The organism is Tardiphaga alba (assembly GCF_018279705.1).
GTDB lineage: Bacteria > Pseudomonadota > Alphaproteobacteria > Rhizobiales > Xanthobacteraceae > Tardiphaga > Tardiphaga alba.
Window position 1 is genome coordinate 5,726,300 of the sequence record NZ_CP036498.1, and the last position, 16,638, is coordinate 5,742,937.

General features: G+C 61.4%; 20 protein-coding genes and 1 pseudogene. 12 read left to right on the forward strand and 9 right to left on the reverse strand.

What is annotated here, in order from left to right; all coding sequences use genetic code 11:
- Nucleotides 1-25 precede the first annotated feature (25 nt).
- From RPMA_RS27280 to RPMA_RS27305, 6 genes and pseudogenes are all read left to right on the forward strand, one after another.
- Nucleotides 26-565 (forward strand): DUF4142 domain-containing protein, encoded by a 540-nt coding sequence (locus tag RPMA_RS27280; RefSeq protein WP_211910809.1) that lies wholly within the window; start codon nt 26-28, stop codon nt 563-565.
- 166 nt (nt 566-731) lie between these two features.
- A complete protein-coding gene (locus RPMA_RS27285) occupies nt 732-1,349 on the forward strand; it encodes a cell envelope biogenesis protein TolA (RefSeq protein ID WP_211910810.1) in 618 nt (205 codons plus the stop codon).
- A 75-nt stretch (nt 1,350-1,424) separates the two neighbouring features.
- Nucleotides 1,425-2,660: pseudogene (locus RPMA_RS28480) on the forward strand (DUF763 domain-containing protein).
- Nucleotides 2,657-3,346 carry an alpha/beta hydrolase family protein gene (locus RPMA_RS27295; RefSeq protein WP_249225465.1) on the forward strand — a complete coding sequence of 230 codons (690 nt, stop codon included), beginning with the start codon at nt 2,657-2,659 and terminating at the stop codon, nt 3,344-3,346. Before RPMA_RS28480 ends, RPMA_RS27295 begins: the two are co-directional and overlap by 4 nt.
- A gap of 68 nt (nt 3,347-3,414) precedes the next feature.
- A complete protein-coding gene (locus RPMA_RS27300; protein ID WP_211910811.1) occupies nt 3,415-4,182 on the forward strand; it encodes an SDR family NAD(P)-dependent oxidoreductase in 768 nt (255 codons plus the stop codon).
- A 160-nt stretch (nt 4,183-4,342) separates the two neighbouring features.
- Entirely contained in the window at nt 4,343-5,329 is a 987-nt protein-coding gene (locus RPMA_RS27305; protein ID WP_211910812.1) for a DUF808 domain-containing protein, read from the forward strand.
- A gap of 185 nt (nt 5,330-5,514) precedes the next feature.
- Here RPMA_RS27305 and RPMA_RS27310 read toward each other — a convergent pair whose 3' ends face one another.
- Together RPMA_RS27310 and RPMA_RS27315 are read right to left on the reverse strand one after the other, a co-directional pair.
- Nucleotides 5,515-5,772, reverse strand: a complete 258-nt coding sequence (locus tag RPMA_RS27310; RefSeq protein WP_249225467.1) for a SemiSWEET family sugar transporter — start codon at nt 5,770-5,772, stop codon at nt 5,515-5,517.
- A 25-nt stretch (nt 5,773-5,797) separates the two neighbouring features.
- Complete coding sequence (locus tag RPMA_RS27315) at nt 5,798-6,967, reverse strand: zinc-dependent alcohol dehydrogenase (RefSeq protein ID WP_211910814.1); 1,170 nt, start codon at nt 6,965-6,967, stop codon at nt 5,798-5,800.
- Between the two features lie 112 nt (nt 6,968-7,079).
- Between RPMA_RS27315 and RPMA_RS27320 the strand changes: the two genes are divergently transcribed.
- Entirely contained in the window at nt 7,080-7,865 is a 786-nt protein-coding gene (locus RPMA_RS27320) for an SDR family NAD(P)-dependent oxidoreductase (RefSeq protein ID WP_211910815.1), read from the forward strand.
- 111 nt (nt 7,866-7,976) lie between these two features.
- Here the strand turns inward: RPMA_RS27320 and RPMA_RS28675 are convergent, their stop codons facing one another.
- Both RPMA_RS28675 and RPMA_RS27325 read right to left on the reverse strand, forming a co-directional pair.
- A complete protein-coding gene (locus RPMA_RS28675; protein ID WP_408056492.1) occupies nt 7,977-8,174 on the reverse strand; it encodes a hypothetical protein in 198 nt (65 codons plus the stop codon).
- A 389-nt stretch (nt 8,175-8,563) separates the two neighbouring features.
- Entirely contained in the window at nt 8,564-8,755 is a 192-nt protein-coding gene (locus RPMA_RS27325; protein WP_211910816.1) for a hypothetical protein, read from the reverse strand.
- A gap of 257 nt (nt 8,756-9,012) precedes the next feature.
- Here RPMA_RS27325 and RPMA_RS27330 point away from each other — a divergent pair, with 257 nt between their 5' ends.
- From RPMA_RS27330 to RPMA_RS27350, 5 genes are all read left to right on the forward strand, one after another.
- Entirely contained in the window at nt 9,013-9,468 is a 456-nt protein-coding gene (locus RPMA_RS27330) for a TspO/MBR family protein (RefSeq protein ID WP_249225469.1), read from the forward strand.
- A 19-nt stretch (nt 9,469-9,487) separates the two neighbouring features.
- A complete protein-coding gene (locus RPMA_RS27335) occupies nt 9,488-9,667 on the forward strand; it encodes a hypothetical protein (protein WP_211910818.1) in 180 nt (59 codons plus the stop codon).
- A gap of 141 nt (nt 9,668-9,808) precedes the next feature.
- A complete protein-coding gene (locus tag RPMA_RS27340; RefSeq protein WP_211910819.1) occupies nt 9,809-10,183 on the forward strand; it encodes a hypothetical protein in 375 nt (124 codons plus the stop codon).
- A gap of 90 nt (nt 10,184-10,273) precedes the next feature.
- On the forward strand, nt 10,274-10,603 hold the full coding sequence (locus RPMA_RS27345) for a hypothetical protein (protein WP_211910820.1): 330 nt from the start codon (nt 10,274-10,276) through the stop codon (nt 10,601-10,603).
- Between the two features lies 1 nt (nt 10,604).
- Nucleotides 10,605-10,862, forward strand: coding sequence for a hypothetical protein (locus tag RPMA_RS27350; protein ID WP_211910821.1), 258 nt, complete (start codon nt 10,605-10,607; stop codon nt 10,860-10,862).
- A gap of 1 nt (nt 10,863) precedes the next feature.
- Here the strand turns inward: RPMA_RS27350 and RPMA_RS27355 are convergent, their stop codons facing one another.
- The 5 genes from RPMA_RS27355 to RPMA_RS27375 all read right to left on the reverse strand — a co-directional run bounded on the left by RPMA_RS27355 (nt 10,864) and on the right by RPMA_RS27375 (nt 16,490).
- Entirely contained in the window at nt 10,864-11,259 is a 396-nt protein-coding gene (locus RPMA_RS27355) for a hypothetical protein (RefSeq protein ID WP_211910822.1), read from the reverse strand.
- A 119-nt stretch (nt 11,260-11,378) separates the two neighbouring features.
- Nucleotides 11,379-11,672 carry a hypothetical protein gene (locus RPMA_RS27360; RefSeq protein ID WP_211910823.1) on the reverse strand — a complete coding sequence of 98 codons (294 nt, stop codon included), beginning with the start codon at nt 11,670-11,672 and terminating at the stop codon, nt 11,379-11,381.
- Between the two features lie 206 nt (nt 11,673-11,878).
- The gene (locus RPMA_RS27365) at nt 11,879-15,085 is read right to left on the reverse strand and encodes a DEAD/DEAH box helicase (protein WP_211910824.1); all 3,207 of its coding nucleotides are present in this window, start codon (nt 15,083-15,085) and stop codon (nt 11,879-11,881) included.
- A gap of 110 nt (nt 15,086-15,195) precedes the next feature.
- Nucleotides 15,196-15,390 (reverse strand): hypothetical protein, encoded by a 195-nt coding sequence (locus RPMA_RS27370; RefSeq protein ID WP_211910825.1) that lies wholly within the window; start codon nt 15,388-15,390, stop codon nt 15,196-15,198.
- Nucleotides 15,391-15,575: 185 nt separating this feature from the next.
- Nucleotides 15,576-16,490: a manganese catalase family protein gene (locus tag RPMA_RS27375; protein WP_211913854.1), complete on the reverse strand. Its 915-nt coding sequence runs from the start codon at nt 16,488-16,490 to the stop codon at nt 15,576-15,578.
- Nucleotides 16,491-16,638: the final 148 nt, after the last annotated feature.

Consider the following 16,638-nt stretch of genomic DNA (forward strand, 5'->3'; position numbering starts at 1 on the left):
CTGATTCACCCATGAAGGTCACACGATGAAGAAGTCATTCCTCGCCGCTGCCGCCATCCTGTCTCTTGCCCTTGCCACCAACGCCTCGGCGCAATCCCTGGGAGAGAAAACCGGCGTGAATTCGGTCCTCGGCGTCGCGCCTACCACCGCCGATTTCGTCAAGGAAGCCGCGATGAGCGACATGACCGAAATCGCGACCAGCAAGCTGGCGCAGGAGCGTGGAGACGCCGACGCGAAGACGTTCGCCGGGCAGATGATCACCGACCACACCAAGACGTCAGAAGAGCTCAAAGCGCTCGTCGGCGGCAGCGTGAAAGCGGAAATCCCGTCCGCACTGGACGATACCCACCAAAAGATGGTCGACAAGCTCAAGGACGCGAAGCCGGAAGACTTCACGTCCGACTATGCGTCGATGCAAGTCAGCGCACACAAGGACGCAGTGTCGCTATTCGAACGCTACGCGAAAGGCGGAGAAGATCCGAAGCTTAAGGATTGGGCCGGGAAGACGCTCCCGCACTTGCAGCATCACCTCGAAATGGCGCAAAATCTGAACAAGAAGAAGTAACTTCGACAGCCGACCTCGGAAGGAAAAGACCTCGGTTTCGTCGAGGTCTTTTCCGCGCTTGGGAAGCATCCGCCGCGCTGCTCTCTACTGCCGCAGGTTGAGCCTTTTAGGAGCAATTGTCCTTGCGTAGATCCGGATGGCCCCTGATGCGCCCGGTCCGCGACTGATGGCCAGAAAGCTTAAGACCTACCAGACCTCCATCGGCTTCTACGACCTCGCCGTCGCCGCTCCATCTATGAAGGCCGCCCTGCAGATTTGGGGCGCCGACAGCAACCTATTTCATCAGGGTTTCGCCAGGGAGGTCGAAGATGCCGAGGTCGTCGCGGCGACGCTTGAGCATCCCGGCACGGTGCTACGAAGGCCGGTTGGTACAGATGGCTCGTTCAGGGTGACGAGCGACCTGCCGAAGGATCTGGTTGAAGGGCCTGCTCGGACAAGGCAGCGAAAGGAGCCGGCGCGGCGGTCTGAAGGCAAAACGGTTAAGCCCGATGGGGCCGCGGCGCGCAAGGCGGCGGCAGCGTTCGACCAGCAGCAGCGGAAGCGCGAACACGCGCAGCGCCGAGCGGACATAGCCGAGGCGAAGCAGCGGGAACGACGATCGGCACGTATCGCCAAAGCGCAACAAGCACTCGACGCGGCAGAGCAGGAGCACGACGCACAGGACGCCGCCTTACAAGCGGAACGCGAGAAGCTCGACAAGCGTGCGGATGCGGAACAGCAGCGCTGGGAAAGACAACGTGACAAGTTGCGCGCCGCCCTAGATCACGCGAAGGAGCATCGCTGACGAAACGGGTTTGACGCGATCGAGCGGGGCTGCGGAGGCGGCGTGCGAGGGCGCAGAATCGGATATTGACGGCTGATGGCGAAACGAACCGGCAGCGCTGATCTTGCTCTTCACGGCGGCCGCGTGCCAGCGTGGCTGGCGACCCGCATGTCGTCGCTTGGGGCGGTCGTAGCCCAGGCAATCGTGCACCATTACGGTCGGGACGAATTCCTTCGCCGCCTGTCGCATCCTTTCTGGTTTCAATCGTTCGGCGCGGTGATGGGCATGGACTGGCATTCGTCCGGGATCACCACCAGCGTCATCGGCGCCCTCAAGCGAGGTCTGGGGCCGCTGCAGGACGAACTCGGTATCCATGTCTGCGGCGGCCGTGGCCAGCATTCCCGCAAGACGCCGGATGAGCTCCGCGCGCTCGGCGACCGCATAGGCTTAGATGCCGTCGCACTCACCCGCGCCAGCCGTCTAGTCGCCAAGGTCGACAGCGCCGCCGTCCAGGATGGCTTCGATCTTTATCTGCACGGATTCTTCGTCACCGACGATGGCCGCTGGACCGTCGTCCAGCAGGGCATGAACGGGGACAGCAAGCAGGCGCGCCGATATCACTGGCACTCCGAAACCGTGAAGAGCTTCGTCGATGCGCCGCACAGCGCCATCGACGGGCCGCCGCATGGCGAAGTCGTTAATCTGACCGACCAGCGCGCCGCACCGTCGCGGAGCGCGCAACTGGACCTGCTGACGGCACTCGGCGCGGACGGCATCGTCGACGAATTCACCGCGTTGACAGGCCGCGCAGCCGCTGCTGCCGCATCTGATCATGCCAGCGCATCACGATGTCCGCTCGAGCGACGTCTTCACGCGGCGCCTACACGGTACCCTTGCCGCGGCGGCCGAGCGCGGCCCCATCGACTTTCCGGACTTGCTGCTGACACCGGGCGTCGGCGCGCGCACTGTGCGCTCCCTCGCGATGGTCGCGGAAATCGTCCACGGCGCCCCTATCGCTTCCGCGATCCCGCCCGCTTTTCGCTCGCTCATGGCGGCAAGGACCGCCATCCCTACCCGGTGCCCATCAAGGTCTATGACGAGACCATCCGCGTATTGAAGTCGGCCGTGCAGAAAGCGCGGCTCGGCCGCGAAGAGGAACTGGACACCCTGAAGCGGCTCGACGACCAGGCACGGCAGCTCGAGCGGATGGCGTCCGGTCCATCGCTTAAGGAGTTTGTCGATGGCGAACTCGAGGCTTCCGCGTCCCTCGGCGGGCGCTCAGTGTTCGGTTGGGAAGAGGATCGGCGCGATCCACTGGCGGCGGCGAAATGACGGTACGGCCTCCAGCCGAAACGCCGGTGGCGCTCAAAAGCGGCTATATGCCGGCGCTGTCGGCGCTGCTCATGAAGCCGCGAAAGGCGCGGGCATGCTTCGTCCTTGCCCATGGCGCCGGCGCCGGCATGGCTCACCCGTTCATGGCGGATGTGGCGGCCGATCTATACCGACATGGCGTCGCCACGCTGCGGTTCCAGTTTCCATTCATGCAGCGAGGAAGTCGACGGCCGGATAGTCCTGTTATCGCGCATGCGGCGATCCGAGCGGCGGTTGCCGAGGCCCGCCGGCGATGCCGTGGTCTGCCGCTCGTCGCGGGCGGCAAATCCTTCGGCGGCCGCATGACGTCTCAGGCGCAGGCGGAGAAGCCGCTGGCTGGCGTCGTCGGCCTCGTTTTCCTCGGCTTCCCGCTGCATCCTGCGGGCAAACCATCGACCGCGCGTGCCGAGCACCTCAAAGACGTCCAAATCCCGATGCTGTTCGTCCACGGCACCCAGGACAAGCTCGCGGAGCCTGCGCTGCTGCGCGGCGTCGTGAAGCGGCGGCGATCACTGGCCACCGCGCATCGCGTCGATGGCGCCGACCACGGTTTTCACGTTCCGGCCCGCAGCGGTCGGGCCGACCGCGAGGTCGTGGCCGACATCGCGCGCGTCGTCTCCGGATGGATTGGATCGCTCGGAAGCTGACCGGCCACCGTCAGGACCCATTCCGTGGCCTCGCCGTTGTCCTGCGAGAATCAATGCGGAGAGATCCGATGTCGACGGACCGATTCAAGGACAAGGTAGTGATCGTGACCGGTGCCGCGTCGGGCATCGGCGCGGCCACCGCCCGCCGTTTTTCCGCCGAAGGCGCTCGGGTCGCCCTTATCGACCGCGACCGGACCAACCTGGAAACCGTTGCGCAAGAACTGCCCCCTGACCGAACAACCCACCACGTCGTCGATGTCTCGGATTCCGCCGCGGTAGAGGCGATGGTGTCCGCCGTCGTCTCGCGTTTCGGCGGACTGAACGTGATGGTCAACAATGCCGGCGTCCACGCTGGCGGCGCCCCCGACAAGATAACCGACGACCAGTGGCGGAAGGTGATGGCGACCGATGTCGATGGAGTATTCTTCGGCTGCCGGGCTGCCATCCCGCATCTGACCAAGACCAGAGGCTCCATCGTGAACACGGCATCGGTTTCCGGCACCGGCGGCGACTGGAGCATGAGCCCCTACAACGCTGCCAAAGGCGCCGTTGTCAACCTGACCCGCGCGCTTGCGATGGATCTCGGCAAGAAGGGTGTCCGCGTCAACGCCATATGCCCTAGCCTCACCCGCACAGGCATGACTGCCGACATGATGGACGACGACAAGTTGCTGGCGGAATTCGCGGAGCGGATTCCGCTGGGCCGCGTCTGTGAGCCCGAGGAAGTCGCAGCGGTGATCGCGTTCCTCGCCAGCGAAGACGCCAGCTTTATGACGGGCGCCAATGTTGCGGTCGACGGAGGCGTTTCCGCATCAAACGGGCAACCGCCGCAGTGATCGAACCGGGTGTGAATTCGGGGTTCGTGCGATATTCCGTCGGCGCCGTGGGTCGAATTTTTAAAGAGCGTCCGTAAGAGTTCATACCTGAGAGAGGATGGCCCCGCCGCCCCGCAGGGCGTTCTGTGTCGCATGGAGAGCTTTGCAGCTTGGAAACATCATGAGCGTCGGACTGATCGCCTTACTGGATGATGTCGCAGGTATCGCGAAAGTGGCCGCTGCTTCCGTGGATGACATCGCCGGACAAGCCGCGCGCGCCGGCGCGAAGGCGGCCGGTGTCGTCATCGACGACGCCGCGGTGACGCCGCGCTATGTGGTCGGCTTCGACCCGTCGCGTGAACTGCCGATCGTCCGGAAGATTGCTGTGGGGTCGCTCAGGAACAAGCTACTGTTCCTTCTGCCGGCAGCGCTACTGCTGGACTTTTTGGCACCCTGGGCTGTCACGCCATTGCTCATGATCGGCGGCGCGTACCTCTGTTACGAGGGTGCCGAAAAGGTTGCCGAGGCCGCGCTTCCTGGGCATGCCGCCGATACCGACGACCCTCGCACATTGGCCGTTGACCCGACGGCGATGGAGCAAGACAAGGTCTCCGGCGCCATCAAGACCGATTTCATCCTCTCTGCGGAAATCATGGCTATAACGCTTGCGGCCGTGCCTCCTGGACCGTTCTTCGTGAGAGCAATGGTTCTCGCGATCGTCGCAACCGGTATCACGGTTCTAGTCTACGGCGGCGTCGCGCTCATCGTGAAGGCCGACGATGTCGGCTTGGCGATGGCGAAGGGTGATCTCACCTCAAGTGTTGGACGCACGAAGGCCTGTATCGGCCGCGGATTAGTACGCGGCATGCCGCATTTTCTAAAGGCGCTTAGTGTCGTTGGTACGGCCGCCATGATCTGGGTCGGCGGCGGCATAATCGTTCACGCGTTGGCCGGCTACGGTCTGGCAGGCATCGAACATCTGATTGCATCGGTTGCTGAGCCCGCCGCTCAGGCTTTTCCGGCGCTCGATGCGACAATCGTTTGGATCGTAACCGCGGCGGGATCGGGCATCTTCGGACTTTTGCTCGGCGCCGCCCTGATACCCGCGGCGAAATACATCGTGACACCTGTCGGGGAGCGGTTACGGCAACCAACCAAAGTCAGGTAAACAACGCACGCCCGCGAGACGTCGAAGACGCATCCGAATTGCGATCAATGCCGGATACCCTAACCGTGCAATCTCGGGTTTGCGTGAGAATTGGCGCCTGCGGGGCGTCCGGTATCGTTCTTGACCAATTATCCCTCGGCACCAACGAACCTTATGCAAAGGGCCGCACGGTTGGCGCCGCTCCTTCAAGTCGTCGATCGCATGTCGCGCACCTTACAGCCGAGCACAATGGCGGAAAGCGCCGCACCGACGCCATTGCCTGCCAGGATCACCCAGTCCTCCTTCAGCGCCCCGTAGACGATCCAGGTGCCGAGGCCCGCCGTGAGGATAATCAAGGTCTTGAGAGACAGATCCTCCGTTGATCCGCGCGGCAACGCCTTACGGACTTGGGGCACATACGACAGGGAAGTCATGAGTGCGGCGAGCGAACCGATCCACGGCAAAATTCCCTCTAATGTCACCATTTGGTCAGGGCTTCATCACGACCTTGATGCATCCGTCCTTCTTGGCGCGGAACGTCTTGTAAAGCTCCGGCCCGTCCTCAAGTTTGGCGCTGTGCGTGATGACAAAGGATGGGTCGATTTCGCCCGTCTCGATACGCTCCAGCAGGATCGGCAGATAGTGTTGCACGGGGGTCTGCGCCATGCGGAAGGTCAGGCCGCGGTTGATCGCGGATCCCATCGGGATCTTGTCGACGAACCCTCCGTAGACGCCCACGATCGAAACCGTGCCGAAGTTGCGGCAACAATGGATGGCCTGTCGCAACACGTGGGGGCGGTCGGTACCCATGAAGGTCGCGACCTTGACGCGGTCGATGACAGCGTCGACGCCGGACATTGTCTCCGGCTCGGTTCCGACGGCGTCGATACAGGCGTCCGCGCCCCGCCCGCCCGTCAGATCCTGGATCCGGTCGTAAACATCCTCGTTTCTGAAATCGATGATCACGGCGCCGGCTTCGCGAGCCATCTCCATCCGCTCGGGAACGGTGTCGATCGCGATTACGCGCTCCGCGCCGAGCATAAAGGCGCTGCGGATCGCGAACTGGCCGACAGGTCCGCATCCCCAGATGGCGACGGTCTCGCCGCCCTTCAAATTGCAGAAATCTGCAGCCATGTAGCCCGTGGGGAAGATGTCCGAGAGGAACAGGACCTGATCGTCGGTGAGATGGTCCGGCACCTTGATCGGGCCGACGTCGGCGTAGGGGACGCGGAGATATTCGGCCTGGCCGCCGGAGTAGCCGCCGAGAAGATGGGAGTAGCCGAACAACCCGGCCGGGGAATGGCCCCACAGCTTGGACGCCTTGTCGGCATTGGGATTGGATCGCTCGCAGCCCGAGAAGAAACCGCGTTTGCAGAAGAAGCACTCGCCGCAGGATATCGTGAAGGGCACCACGACCCGATCCCCGACCTTCAGCTTCTTGTTGTCCGCGCCCACCTCGACGACCTCGCCCATGGTTTCGTGGCCGAGAATGTCGCCATGCTCCATCGAAGGAATGACACCGTCGAAAATGTGGAGATCGGATCCACAGATCGCACAGGCCGTCACCTTGATAATGGCGTCCTGACCATGCTGGATCTTTGGATCCGGTACGCTCTCGCAACGAATGTCGTTCTTGCCATGCCACGTCAGCGCTTTCATGGAATCCTCCATCGGTCTGCCATCACAAGCGACCAAAGACGGCACCGTTCCTCCCGCAGGAACATGACCGACATCAGCAGGTTGGCAGCACGCCATCTCACAGGAGCCTGCTATGTCCGCCAACCGACCATTCGCCATCGTCACCGGCGCCTCAACCGGCATCGGTCTGGAATTGGCAAGATGCTGCGCCTTGGGTGGCTTCGATCTGCTCGTTGTCGCCGATGAGCCGGCAATTGAGGATGCTGCGGCGCAAGTCCGCAGCAGCGGCGCCCACGTTGAAGCGCTCACTGCCGACCTCGCAACGCTGGAGGGCGTTGATCAATTATATGAGGCGATCAAAGGTCGTCAGGTCGATGCGCTTCTGGCCAATGCGGGCCGCGGCCTCGGGCGCGCGTTTTTAGACCAGGATTTTGCCAAGGCCCGTCATGTCATCGATACCAACATCACCGGCACCACCTATCTTATCCATAAAATCGGCAATGACATGCGACGGCGTAACGCTGGGAAAATCCTGATTACCGGTTCGATCGCGGGTTTCATTCCGGGCAGCTTTCAGGCGATCTACAATGGCAGCAAGGCATTCCTCAATTCCTTCTCGTTTGCGCTACGGGAGGAGCTGAAAGACACCGGGATCACGGTGACCTGCCTGATGCCGGGCGCGACCGACACCGAATTCTTCCGTCGTGCCGACATGATGGATACCGATGTCGGCACGACCGAGAAGGACGATCCTGCAAAGGTTGCCGAAGACGGCTTTAAGGCCATGATGAGCGGCGCTGGCGACGTCGTCAGCGGGCTGAAAAACAAAGTCCAATCCGCCGCCGCCAACGTCATTCCGGCTGGTGTCCTTGCCGGGCAGCATCGCAAGATGGCGGAGCCGGGATCGGCGAAGGACTAGGGCGAGGCCGCTTAGCTTCCCCTTGCTCGACAATATGCAGAGCGAATGGTGTCTGCGGGGAGCCGCACCTTCGGTCAAACGTCGCCCTTAATCGGCGGTCCGCCGAGCCGATCAGGTACGAAAGAAAAAGAACCAGACGACTGCCAGAACTGACCCTGTAAGACCCAGACTCGCAACGAGAAGCTTGAGGATCGACGGTCCAGGCTCGGCTTGGCGACATGCGTCATGACGTGGACTTTCCGGCAACCGGTTTGATCGCCCGCGATGCAGGCGGCTCCTATAAACCAGCACAATCGGCAAAAGGTCCATCGCCGCCGCCCGGACATCCAGTTCACCGAAAATTTCGTGGCCTACATGCGAAGCCGATCTCGCGAAGATGACTCCTGATGCTCCGAGGCAGCCACACTGCCGCGAAGCACCATTCGAGCGCCTTGCACGCGGTGCTCGCAGGCAAGATCACGGTCTTGTCGGCAGAGGAGTGCGCCAGCGCATGCGAAGCTGCCCAGACGTTTGATATGGGGACCGCTGCCCTGGTGCGTGCTTGGCGCAGCCGCCTGCCGACGTCAGTGACGCTCGCGGCGAGCGAAAGGGAAAGATTGGTGCTTGGTCGCTTGAGAACGGCCCATCCACGGCCGGGAATTCTTTGACCAGACGCCCGCGGTGCTAGGTGCCGACGGCCGCGCGACGGTTCCCTACAACTACATATCGTCAGACCTTGACGCCTGCTTCCCGAAATCGACCTTCACCAGACGGCCATCCGGGTATTCGATTTGAACGTCCCAGTAATTGGCCTCGACGAGTTCGCGAGCCTTCTTCTGCGCGCCCTCCAGCGAGTCCCGTCGCAGGCGGAGACAGCAGGCGGCATCGGTTGCATGGACCTGGAACGGCATGGCGGCATGAAAATCGATTGACGAAAGGCAGCCCAGTATCAGCCTTCGCGGTGGAACACAAAGACACTGCCACTAGCCATTCGTCGAGGTCGGTGATTTGATGGACCGCCTGACGGGATCCCATTCTCCGCAGGCAAGCCCGGCGCGCCTCCCTCCAGCATTCCCCGGCGCGTCGGGCCTCATTCAAGCGAGGCCGGCGCATCGTCGTCATGCCCAAGGGTTGCGGTCCTTCGATGTCCTTCAGTACGAATTCGCTCTTGGTCCTGGCTGTCGCGCTCGGTCTGTGCTTCGGCGCAGCAGCGCTCGGTGCGAAAGTGACGACGCCCGAAATCCCGACCTGGTACGCCAGCCTCGCGAAGCCGTCATGGACGCCGCCGCGAGCCGCCTTTCCGATCGTCTGGCCCATTCTCTATCTTCTTATGGCCGTCGCTGTGTGGCTGCTCTGGCAGGCCGAGCCGTCGCCGGCCAGGACGGCCGCATTGATCGGCTTTGCAGCTCAGCTCTTCCTCAACACGATCTGGTCTCCCGTGTTCTTCGGTCGGCACGACATCACCGGCGGACTGGTCATCATTTTGCTCTTGGCGCTCACGTTGACGTTCACCGTCGCCATGGCGTTCCAGGTCTACTGGATTCCGGGCGCGCTGTTGGTGCCCTACCTGCTATGGATTCTGTTCGCGGCCGCGTTGAACTTCAGGATCTGGACACTGAACTGACGCCGCGTTGGAGCACGCCATGGACGAGATCCTTGATGAGATCGCCTTGCGATGGGCCTTGAGAGACATCATAGCCCGGCGACACCGGTTCCTTCGTGTGAGCGAGGCCAAAATACAGCGATTGCGTGAGCTTCAATGGGTCGAAGACCGCGACGGCGAGGTCGAGGTCACCGAAGCGGGCCGACAGGCACTGGGATAGCAGGCGGCGGATTGGCACATGACGCCGCAGTGTCAGGCTCTGTGGAGCGGCGAAGGGCCTGACCGGGTAACTTCCCCAAAGTTCGCAACTTTTCGTCCATCTGACTGTTTAGTGCGCACCTCATATAGACGGAGAATGCAAATGAAGAAAGGTGCACTCGTCATCGCGGCTGCGGCTATCGGCGCTACCGCCTTATCTGCCCCTGCTGAAGCTCGCGGCTGGCGCCATGGCGGGTGGGGCGGTGGCTGGGGCGGACCTGCGATCGGCTTTGGCCTAGCCGCTGGCGCCCTGGCGGTCGCTGCTTCGGGTCCGGCCTATGGGTATGGTCCCGGCTATTACGGATATGGTCCGCGCTACTACGGCCCACGCTATGGCTACTACGGGCCGCGCTACTATCGTCCCGCCTATTATGGCGGTTACTACGGTGGTCCTCGTTACGCTTGGGGCGGTCCGGGATACGGCTGGGGCGGCGGACCATGGGGCGGCCGCGTCTATCGAACTTACGGCTATTGGTGACGTGCAATGGGCTCGGACCTTGTCCGGGCTCAACCCGTTGGAGACCCCTGCCCAGCTTGGGCAAATGGTTCTCCTCCTTTGAAACCTTCCTTGGATCAGCGCGCGATATCCGAAGATGACGACATCCCCGAGATCGTTTCTCCACCCGTCATGGTGGCGGAGACCCATCGCATATTCCGCCTATCCCCCGCTTTCGACGACCTCTCCCAGTCTAGCAGGCAGATCGCCTTCGTCCCGGCCCAAACCGAGCAAATAGCACGCGCTATCGCAACGGCAGCCGATGCTCTCGGTCGGGACTGGCAGGACGAACGGGCATTCATTGCGGACAGTACCGAGACCGAAGAGCGTCATGTCGTCGGAGATGTGATCTTCCGGTCGACACCGAATGCTACGACCATAAAAAGGCGCAAGAGAGAATGAAATGGCTAAGAAGAGCAAGACCGCGAACGACAAGGAGACGCTCGAGATGTGGGCGACAGATCTTTTGCTCGAAGCTCATGCCATCTACGCCTGTCCAGATCACGGGTACATGCGGTTGCGTCACAGCCATCACGCCGTCGACTACGCCAAGGACCTTGCCGAGCATCGCAAGTTCTCGGGAAAAAACAAACGTGAACGCGTTTGCGCTATCGAAGAAGTCCTCGATGGTCTCGGCGATAGCTGTTCCGGCTGCGAGTGAGCTATCGAGATCTTTGAATGGACCAGCACGCTCTGTCCGATGAGCCCACGCCCAGCCAGGTCGCATAGTGGAGAAAATGGGGGCGATCGCTTCTGACCCGACTAACCAGATAAGTGAAGTAGCCGTTCAGACGAAACCGTAATCGCATATCAAAATCGAAGGAGACCGAGATGGCAAGGAAAGCCAAAGCAACGAAATCCACCAAGAAAGCGACAAATGCAAAGGCGAAGGCATCAAAGACGTCTGCCAGAGCAGGTGCGCGAAAGTCCTCGTCGCCAAAATCAAGCGCCAGCCCGCGTAAGGATTGGACTGATGCGGAGCTGAGATCGATGAAGACGATGATAAAGCAGAATACTCCGACCGGCATCATCGCGTTGAAATTGAAGCGCTCAGTCACGTCGGTCTACGGAAAAGCGGCGCGGGAAGAGATCTCGCTCGCACCGGCCAACCGCAGCCCGCGGGATTGAAGCAGAGATGCCCGCCGTTCAGGCGGGCTTCTCCGCCGATCAATGCTGCCTATCGAATTTCGCCGCCGGCATCCCGCAGAGCTTGGGCGACCCGATCGACTTTCTCTCGGTCGCACCCGACCGACATGTTGATCTCCCCTTCCAACACGGGAGCCGCGGCTCTAGATTCGGCGAGGCTGCCATGAACATCGGCACCTGCTTGCCTGCTACCCGAGGTGTTCTGAGCGCCGTTGGCAGCAATGAATATATCCGTCCTCTCCAGGCCGATCTCTTGGACGAGATGCTCGAGTGCGATCTCCGCGGCGCGGCGATCTCTGAATGCAGCCTTGACTTCCAAATCCATCACGAATCTCCAAAACTTTCATGCAAGTGTCACGCCCTCTTCCATGACGCTAATGACGGACGACGAGGTCAGTTCCTGACATGTCGACGCCTCGGAGGGAGGTGACTTGACGCACATGACGCCGCGGTAAACGCTTCTGAGCACCTGGACACGGCGAGGGATCGCCATCGCGGCCACCATGTCACCAAGCCATCGTCCGACCCGTATCATGCATCCGTAGATGGCTTGCCCGCTGCGCTCGAAGGCGGAATTTCGTCAACGGCAGGTGTGGACGTCATCCTTTCGACTGCTGCAACGAACGCTTCGAGAACGGCCACGCGCTCCGATGGCGGCGCCGGTCGGCCATAGGCCAAACGGCCATCCTTCCATTCGAGTGCAGCGTCGCCATCAACAGACTTGTTGAGGTCGGCACGTCGTCGGTCATCGAATATCGCCGCCAAAGATTTGGGGCCGGCATCGACGCTCGAGATCCCGAGACGGATGCAAGCGAGCTCGAAGCGCGCCAGTCCGAAGAGATTCTCAGCCTCCATCGGAATATCCCCGAAGCGCTCATCGACCTCGTCTTCCAATTCTTCCAACTGACCGTCATCATCGGCGCGGAAGATGCGGGCATAAAGCTCCAAACGGATGCCCGCATCCTTGACGTAAGAGCTCGGCAAGAAAGCCGGAATGTCGAGATTGACCTTCGGATGCCGTTCGACCACCGGCGGTGGACCAGCCCGCCTCATCTCTCGATCCAACAGATGACGAGACAACTCGGTCCCGAGAAGCTGAATATGTCCGCTCTGCTCGTCCGAAAGGAAGTCGCCACCTCCCCGCATATCCATGTCACCCGCACTCACCAGAAAACCGGCGCCTTGGTCGTGCAGCTTCTTCAACGTGTTCAACCGTTTGGCCGCCGCGCCCGAAGGCTTGCCTTCGGGGTCGGTGAGAAAGAGGGCGAACGATCTCGTACTCCGGCGGCCCACCCGGCCTCGCAACTGATGCAGCTGCGCCAAGCCGAATTTGTCCGGACGCCACACGATGATGGTGTTGGCGCGCGGGAGATCCAAGCCGCTTTCGATGATGTTCGTCGCGAGCAGTATGTCGGCCTCGCCTGCGGCAAAACTCATCATCGCAGCATCGATATCGGCAGCCGGCATCTTGCCGTGCAACGCGACGGCCTTCAATTCGGGCACCGTGTCCTTGAGACGCCGCGCCATCGGCGCAATGTCCTCGATCCGCGGGCATACAACAAAGGATTGGCCACGGCGCCGATGTTCGCGGCGGAGCGCCGCGGCGACGGTGGCTTCATGAAACGGTTCGACGACAGTCACGACCGCGACGCGTCTGACGGGCGGGGTCGCAATGATGCTGAGCGCCCGCAATCCTGCGCTCACTTCATTCAAGGTCCTCGGAATCGGAGTGGCCGTCATGGTCAGCACGTTCAAACCTTCAGCCAAAGCCTCGAGTTTGGATTTTTGCGCCTTTCCGAAATGCTGCTCCTCGTCGACGACCAGCAGGCCCAGATCGTCGAATTTGACGCCCTTGGCGGCCACTGCATGAGTTCCGATCACGACGGACATCGAGCCATCCGCTAACTTCGCCTTGATGGCCCGAGCTTCGGAGGCCGTCGTAAAGCGGGACAGCAATCCCACCTCCACTCCGAACGGCTCGAAGCGACGGCGGAAGGTCTCGAAATGTTGTCGCGCCAACACCGTCGTCGGGACGGCCAACGCTATCTGCCTTCCCGCAAACACCGCCGCCGCGGCCGCTCGCAGCGCGACCTCTGTCTTGCCATAGCCGACGTCGCCACACACCAGACGGTCCATCGGGCTGTCGGCGGCTAGGTCGTTCAGGACATCTGTGATGGCCGAAGCCTGATCTACCGTAGGGATGTAAGCAAAGGCGGACGCGAAAGTCTCATAGTCCGCGACTTTCGGCACGATAGGATCAACGCGACGCTGCCGACGTTCGGACATGCGATCAGTGATGTGTCTGGCTGTCGCCGCTATGTCATTTTCGGCTTGCGATCGGCGTTGCAGCCATGACGAGCCGTCAGCTTTGTCGAGCGAAACACCACCGGGATCCGAAGAATAACGCCAGATCGACCGTAAGTCCGATAATGGAAGCAAGACCTGGTCATCGTCTGCGAATTGCAGTCGAACCATCTCCGTGTCCGGAACGCCTGCCGCCGACAACGGAACGAGGTCCCGCAGAATGGCCATGCCGCGGTCCATATGGATGACGACATCACCTAGCGACAGTCCCCGATCGCCGATGCTCCGTCGGCGACCGACCCTCATGATGTCTTGATGCGTCGCCCGGCTCCCGAGAACATCGGCGGCCGCCACGACGACCACGCTTCCAGGCCCGCCGAAGCCGCTATCGAGGTCGGCGATCATCGCTGCGGGATCTTCGGGCTTCGCCTGCGCGGACGCTTGTTTCCAGTCCGGGCACAGGGTGCTGGCCAACCCCGCCCGTCGGTCCATTGCCCGCAGATCTCGCTTCGATGCTGCCGTGAAGATCACCCGACGACCGCTATCGTGCTGCTCCTTGAGGAAGCGTCGGAAGGATCCCGTGGGTGCAGCGTCTTTGAAGAACGTTCGCGGCTCTGGCCCGGAAGATGTTTCCGGCAGGATGACGATGTCGCGATGCGAAAGATGTTGTTCCCATTCGTCGAGGGACATGACGGACGACGCCTCCTTGCCATCGACCCGGCTCAGCCACCGTTTTGCGATCGATTCCACGCCATGATCAACGACAAGTGCGCAAGACGGGCAGTAGTCGAAAACCGTCGACGCGATCCGAGGCTTTTCCGAGACTTGGGGTTCGTCAGCCGCGCATGCACTGGTTTCATCGACGACGTCGATTACGACCGCGTCGAGCGCATCCAGATCTCTCTGATCCGTCAGATCGTAAAAGTGAATGTCGGTGACCCTGCCTGAGTCGTAGCCGATGCGCACCGGACCCAGCGCGCCTGCCGGGAAGATTTCGACGGCGTTGCCCAAAAATATCGCGGAGCCAGGCGCTTCGATCCGCTCATCGATCAGATACTTGCTGACGGTCAGAAAGCTGCGCACCTCGTCTTCGACGAACGGCCCACCGTTCGACACGCGCAGCGCCGAAGTCAACATGTTCTCCGGCTTTGGCACCCGCCTTGCGAGAGCATGTACGGTTGTGATGGCTAGTGCGCCCTGAGCCTGTGCGAGGCGCCGCAGGACCGAACTTCGCCGCCCGGCGATCTCAGGCGACGGTTCAAGATCATCGGAAGCCGACGGTCCGAGGCTCGGCAGCACCATGACTTCGGCTCGAGGTTCGAACGCGTGAACGACAGCGCCCAATCGCTCCGCGCGGCGCTCGTCTTGACAGATGAAGATAACCCCGGCGCGGCCCGCGGTGCGCCAGACGTCGAGCAGATAGAGTGCCGTCATTCCCAGAGGGGAAGCGGACGATGGCAGCGGAGGCGTTGATCTGGATGGAAATCGTCCATCTTCCCCTGGAGAAGACTTTGTCGGTCTGGATCGCGCGGAGCATGTGGAACTCACGTGGCCTTCTTCCGTTTCACGGCCTTCTTCACGGCGGTTTTCTTCCTGCCCTTCTTGGCTTTGGGCGGCGCGGAAGACTTTTTCGGCGCTATGTTCTTCTTGGCTTTCCGCGGGGCGGCGGATGAATTGGCTACGATGTTCGCTTTTCCACCGATCACGCCGACTTGGGCAAACGGCAGTTCGGAGAACACCGCGATTTCCGGAATCCCGACGGCTTTCTCCGATGCTCCCGAAGGTTCGGTCGCCGCCCTTCCTCCTGTTGCCGCAGCCCTGAGGCCTTGCAAGGCCTTGCCAACCAGACCCGTCCTTCTAACCACGCCAGACCTCCAATCGAGAGAGGGTCGGGGACATCATCCCCGCTCATGTCATCAACCCATCAACGAGATTTCTTGTAGAGTTTCGAAGCGATTTCGTAGAACTCTTCGGGCGCATAGTCCGGAGCGAAGGCAGACGGCGTACCTTCCAACTCCGCAATCTTGGCGCCATCCGGCATCCCCTCGACGACTTCCAGATCGCCGACCGGATCTCCCGGCAGCGCCATCTCGCCGTTGCCCCAAATCCCGGCCATCTCGACGTAGTCCTTGGGGCTGAAGGTGTAGAGCCGACGGTGGGATCCTTCGGCCAGATACTTCTGACATTCCGGAATGTTGTCGAGATTGATCTTCGGCGCGGGCAACATCTTCTCGATCTCGACGCCCGTCAGCTTCTTGATGGCCAAGGCATATGCGTGAGCATGGACGCTGCCGCGGACAAGGAGATAGCCACAAACTTCCCGCCCGGTCGGCTCCGTCATCGTCTCGTAGACGCGAAGCTTGTGAAGCCGGGCGCCGCATTCGAGATGAAAATTATGTAGCAGGTCCATGATCACGTTGCCGCTCGACGTCACGAAATCCATGTTCCACGACGCGCCGTTACTGTTCATCGGCATCGCACCGCCCGCACCCGACACAAACGAAGCCGCCAACCGGATGTCCTGCATGTCCTCGAACGGCGCGCCGCTGAGATCGACACCTTCGGTCGGATCGCCGGGACCGTTGTTCAACATGGCAACGCCGTTGCTGACGAGTTCTACGTGCCCAAGCTCTTCAGCGGTGATGGCCGCGACGAGACTGTAGAACGGACGAAGCTTGGATTTGCTGCGAAAGTTGAAGCTCTGGAACATGTAATTGTTTAGCGTGGACATCTCGCCGTACTTGCCGCCGAGAAGTTCCTGGAGTGCGGCTCCCGCGTTCGGGTTCGGAGCCTTAGGAATCGGAAGCTCGGCCTGCAGTTTGTCGACACGAAGGAACATCGTGCTATCTCCTGGGTTGTGGTGCCTTCTGAACCTGCGCCTGAGTGGTCTGTTCCTGCGCGCCCACTTATATTTGGATGTCGCTTGATCCAAGGATTCATGCCAGCAGGAAAATGCGGCGCGTCAAGCAGTGAGGGAGGCATCCATT

Excerpts from the sequence above, each read along its gene's own strand:
- RPMA_RS27295 (WP_249225465.1), top strand. The coding sequence starts at position 2,657 with ATGACGGTACGGCCTCCAGCCGAAACGCCGGTGGCGCTCAAAAGCGGC.
- RPMA_RS27280 (WP_211910809.1), top strand. The coding sequence starts at position 26 with ATGAAGAAGTCATTCCTCGCCGCTGCCGCCATCCTGTCTCTTGCCCTT.
- RPMA_RS27320 (WP_211910815.1), top strand. The coding sequence starts at position 7,080 with ATGTCCGCCAACCGACCATTCGCCATCGTCACCGGCGCCTCAACCGGC.
- RPMA_RS27350 (WP_211910821.1), top strand. The coding sequence starts at position 10,605 with ATGGCTAAGAAGAGCAAGACCGCGAACGACAAGGAGACGCTCGAGATG.
- RPMA_RS27300 (WP_211910811.1), top strand. The coding sequence starts at position 3,415 with ATGTCGACGGACCGATTCAAGGACAAGGTAGTGATCGTGACCGGTGCC.
- RPMA_RS27285 (WP_211910810.1), top strand. The coding sequence starts at position 732 with ATGGCCAGAAAGCTTAAGACCTACCAGACCTCCATCGGCTTCTACGAC.
- RPMA_RS27375 (WP_211913854.1), bottom strand. The coding sequence starts at position 16,490 with ATGTTCCTTCGTGTCGACAAACTGCAGGCCGAGCTTCCGATTCCTAAG.
- RPMA_RS27315 (WP_211910814.1), bottom strand. The coding sequence starts at position 6,967 with ATGAAAGCGCTGACGTGGCATGGCAAGAACGACATTCGTTGCGAGAGC.
- RPMA_RS27305 (WP_211910812.1), top strand. The coding sequence starts at position 4,343 with ATGAGCGTCGGACTGATCGCCTTACTGGATGATGTCGCAGGTATCGCG.
- RPMA_RS27340 (WP_211910819.1), top strand. The coding sequence starts at position 9,809 with ATGAAGAAAGGTGCACTCGTCATCGCGGCTGCGGCTATCGGCGCTACC.
- RPMA_RS27325 (WP_211910816.1), bottom strand. The coding sequence starts at position 8,755 with ATGCCGTTCCAGGTCCATGCAACCGATGCCGCCTGCTGTCTCCGCCTG.
- RPMA_RS27365 (WP_211910824.1), bottom strand. The coding sequence starts at position 15,085 with ATGACGGCACTCTATCTGCTCGACGTCTGGCGCACCGCGGGCCGCGCC.
- RPMA_RS27335 (WP_211910818.1), top strand. The coding sequence starts at position 9,488 with ATGGACGAGATCCTTGATGAGATCGCCTTGCGATGGGCCTTGAGAGAC.
- RPMA_RS28675 (WP_408056492.1), bottom strand. The coding sequence starts at position 8,174 with ATGGACCTTTTGCCGATTGTGCTGGTTTATAGGAGCCGCCTGCATCGC.
- RPMA_RS27360 (WP_211910823.1), bottom strand. The coding sequence starts at position 11,672 with ATGGATTTGGAAGTCAAGGCTGCATTCAGAGATCGCCGCGCCGCGGAG.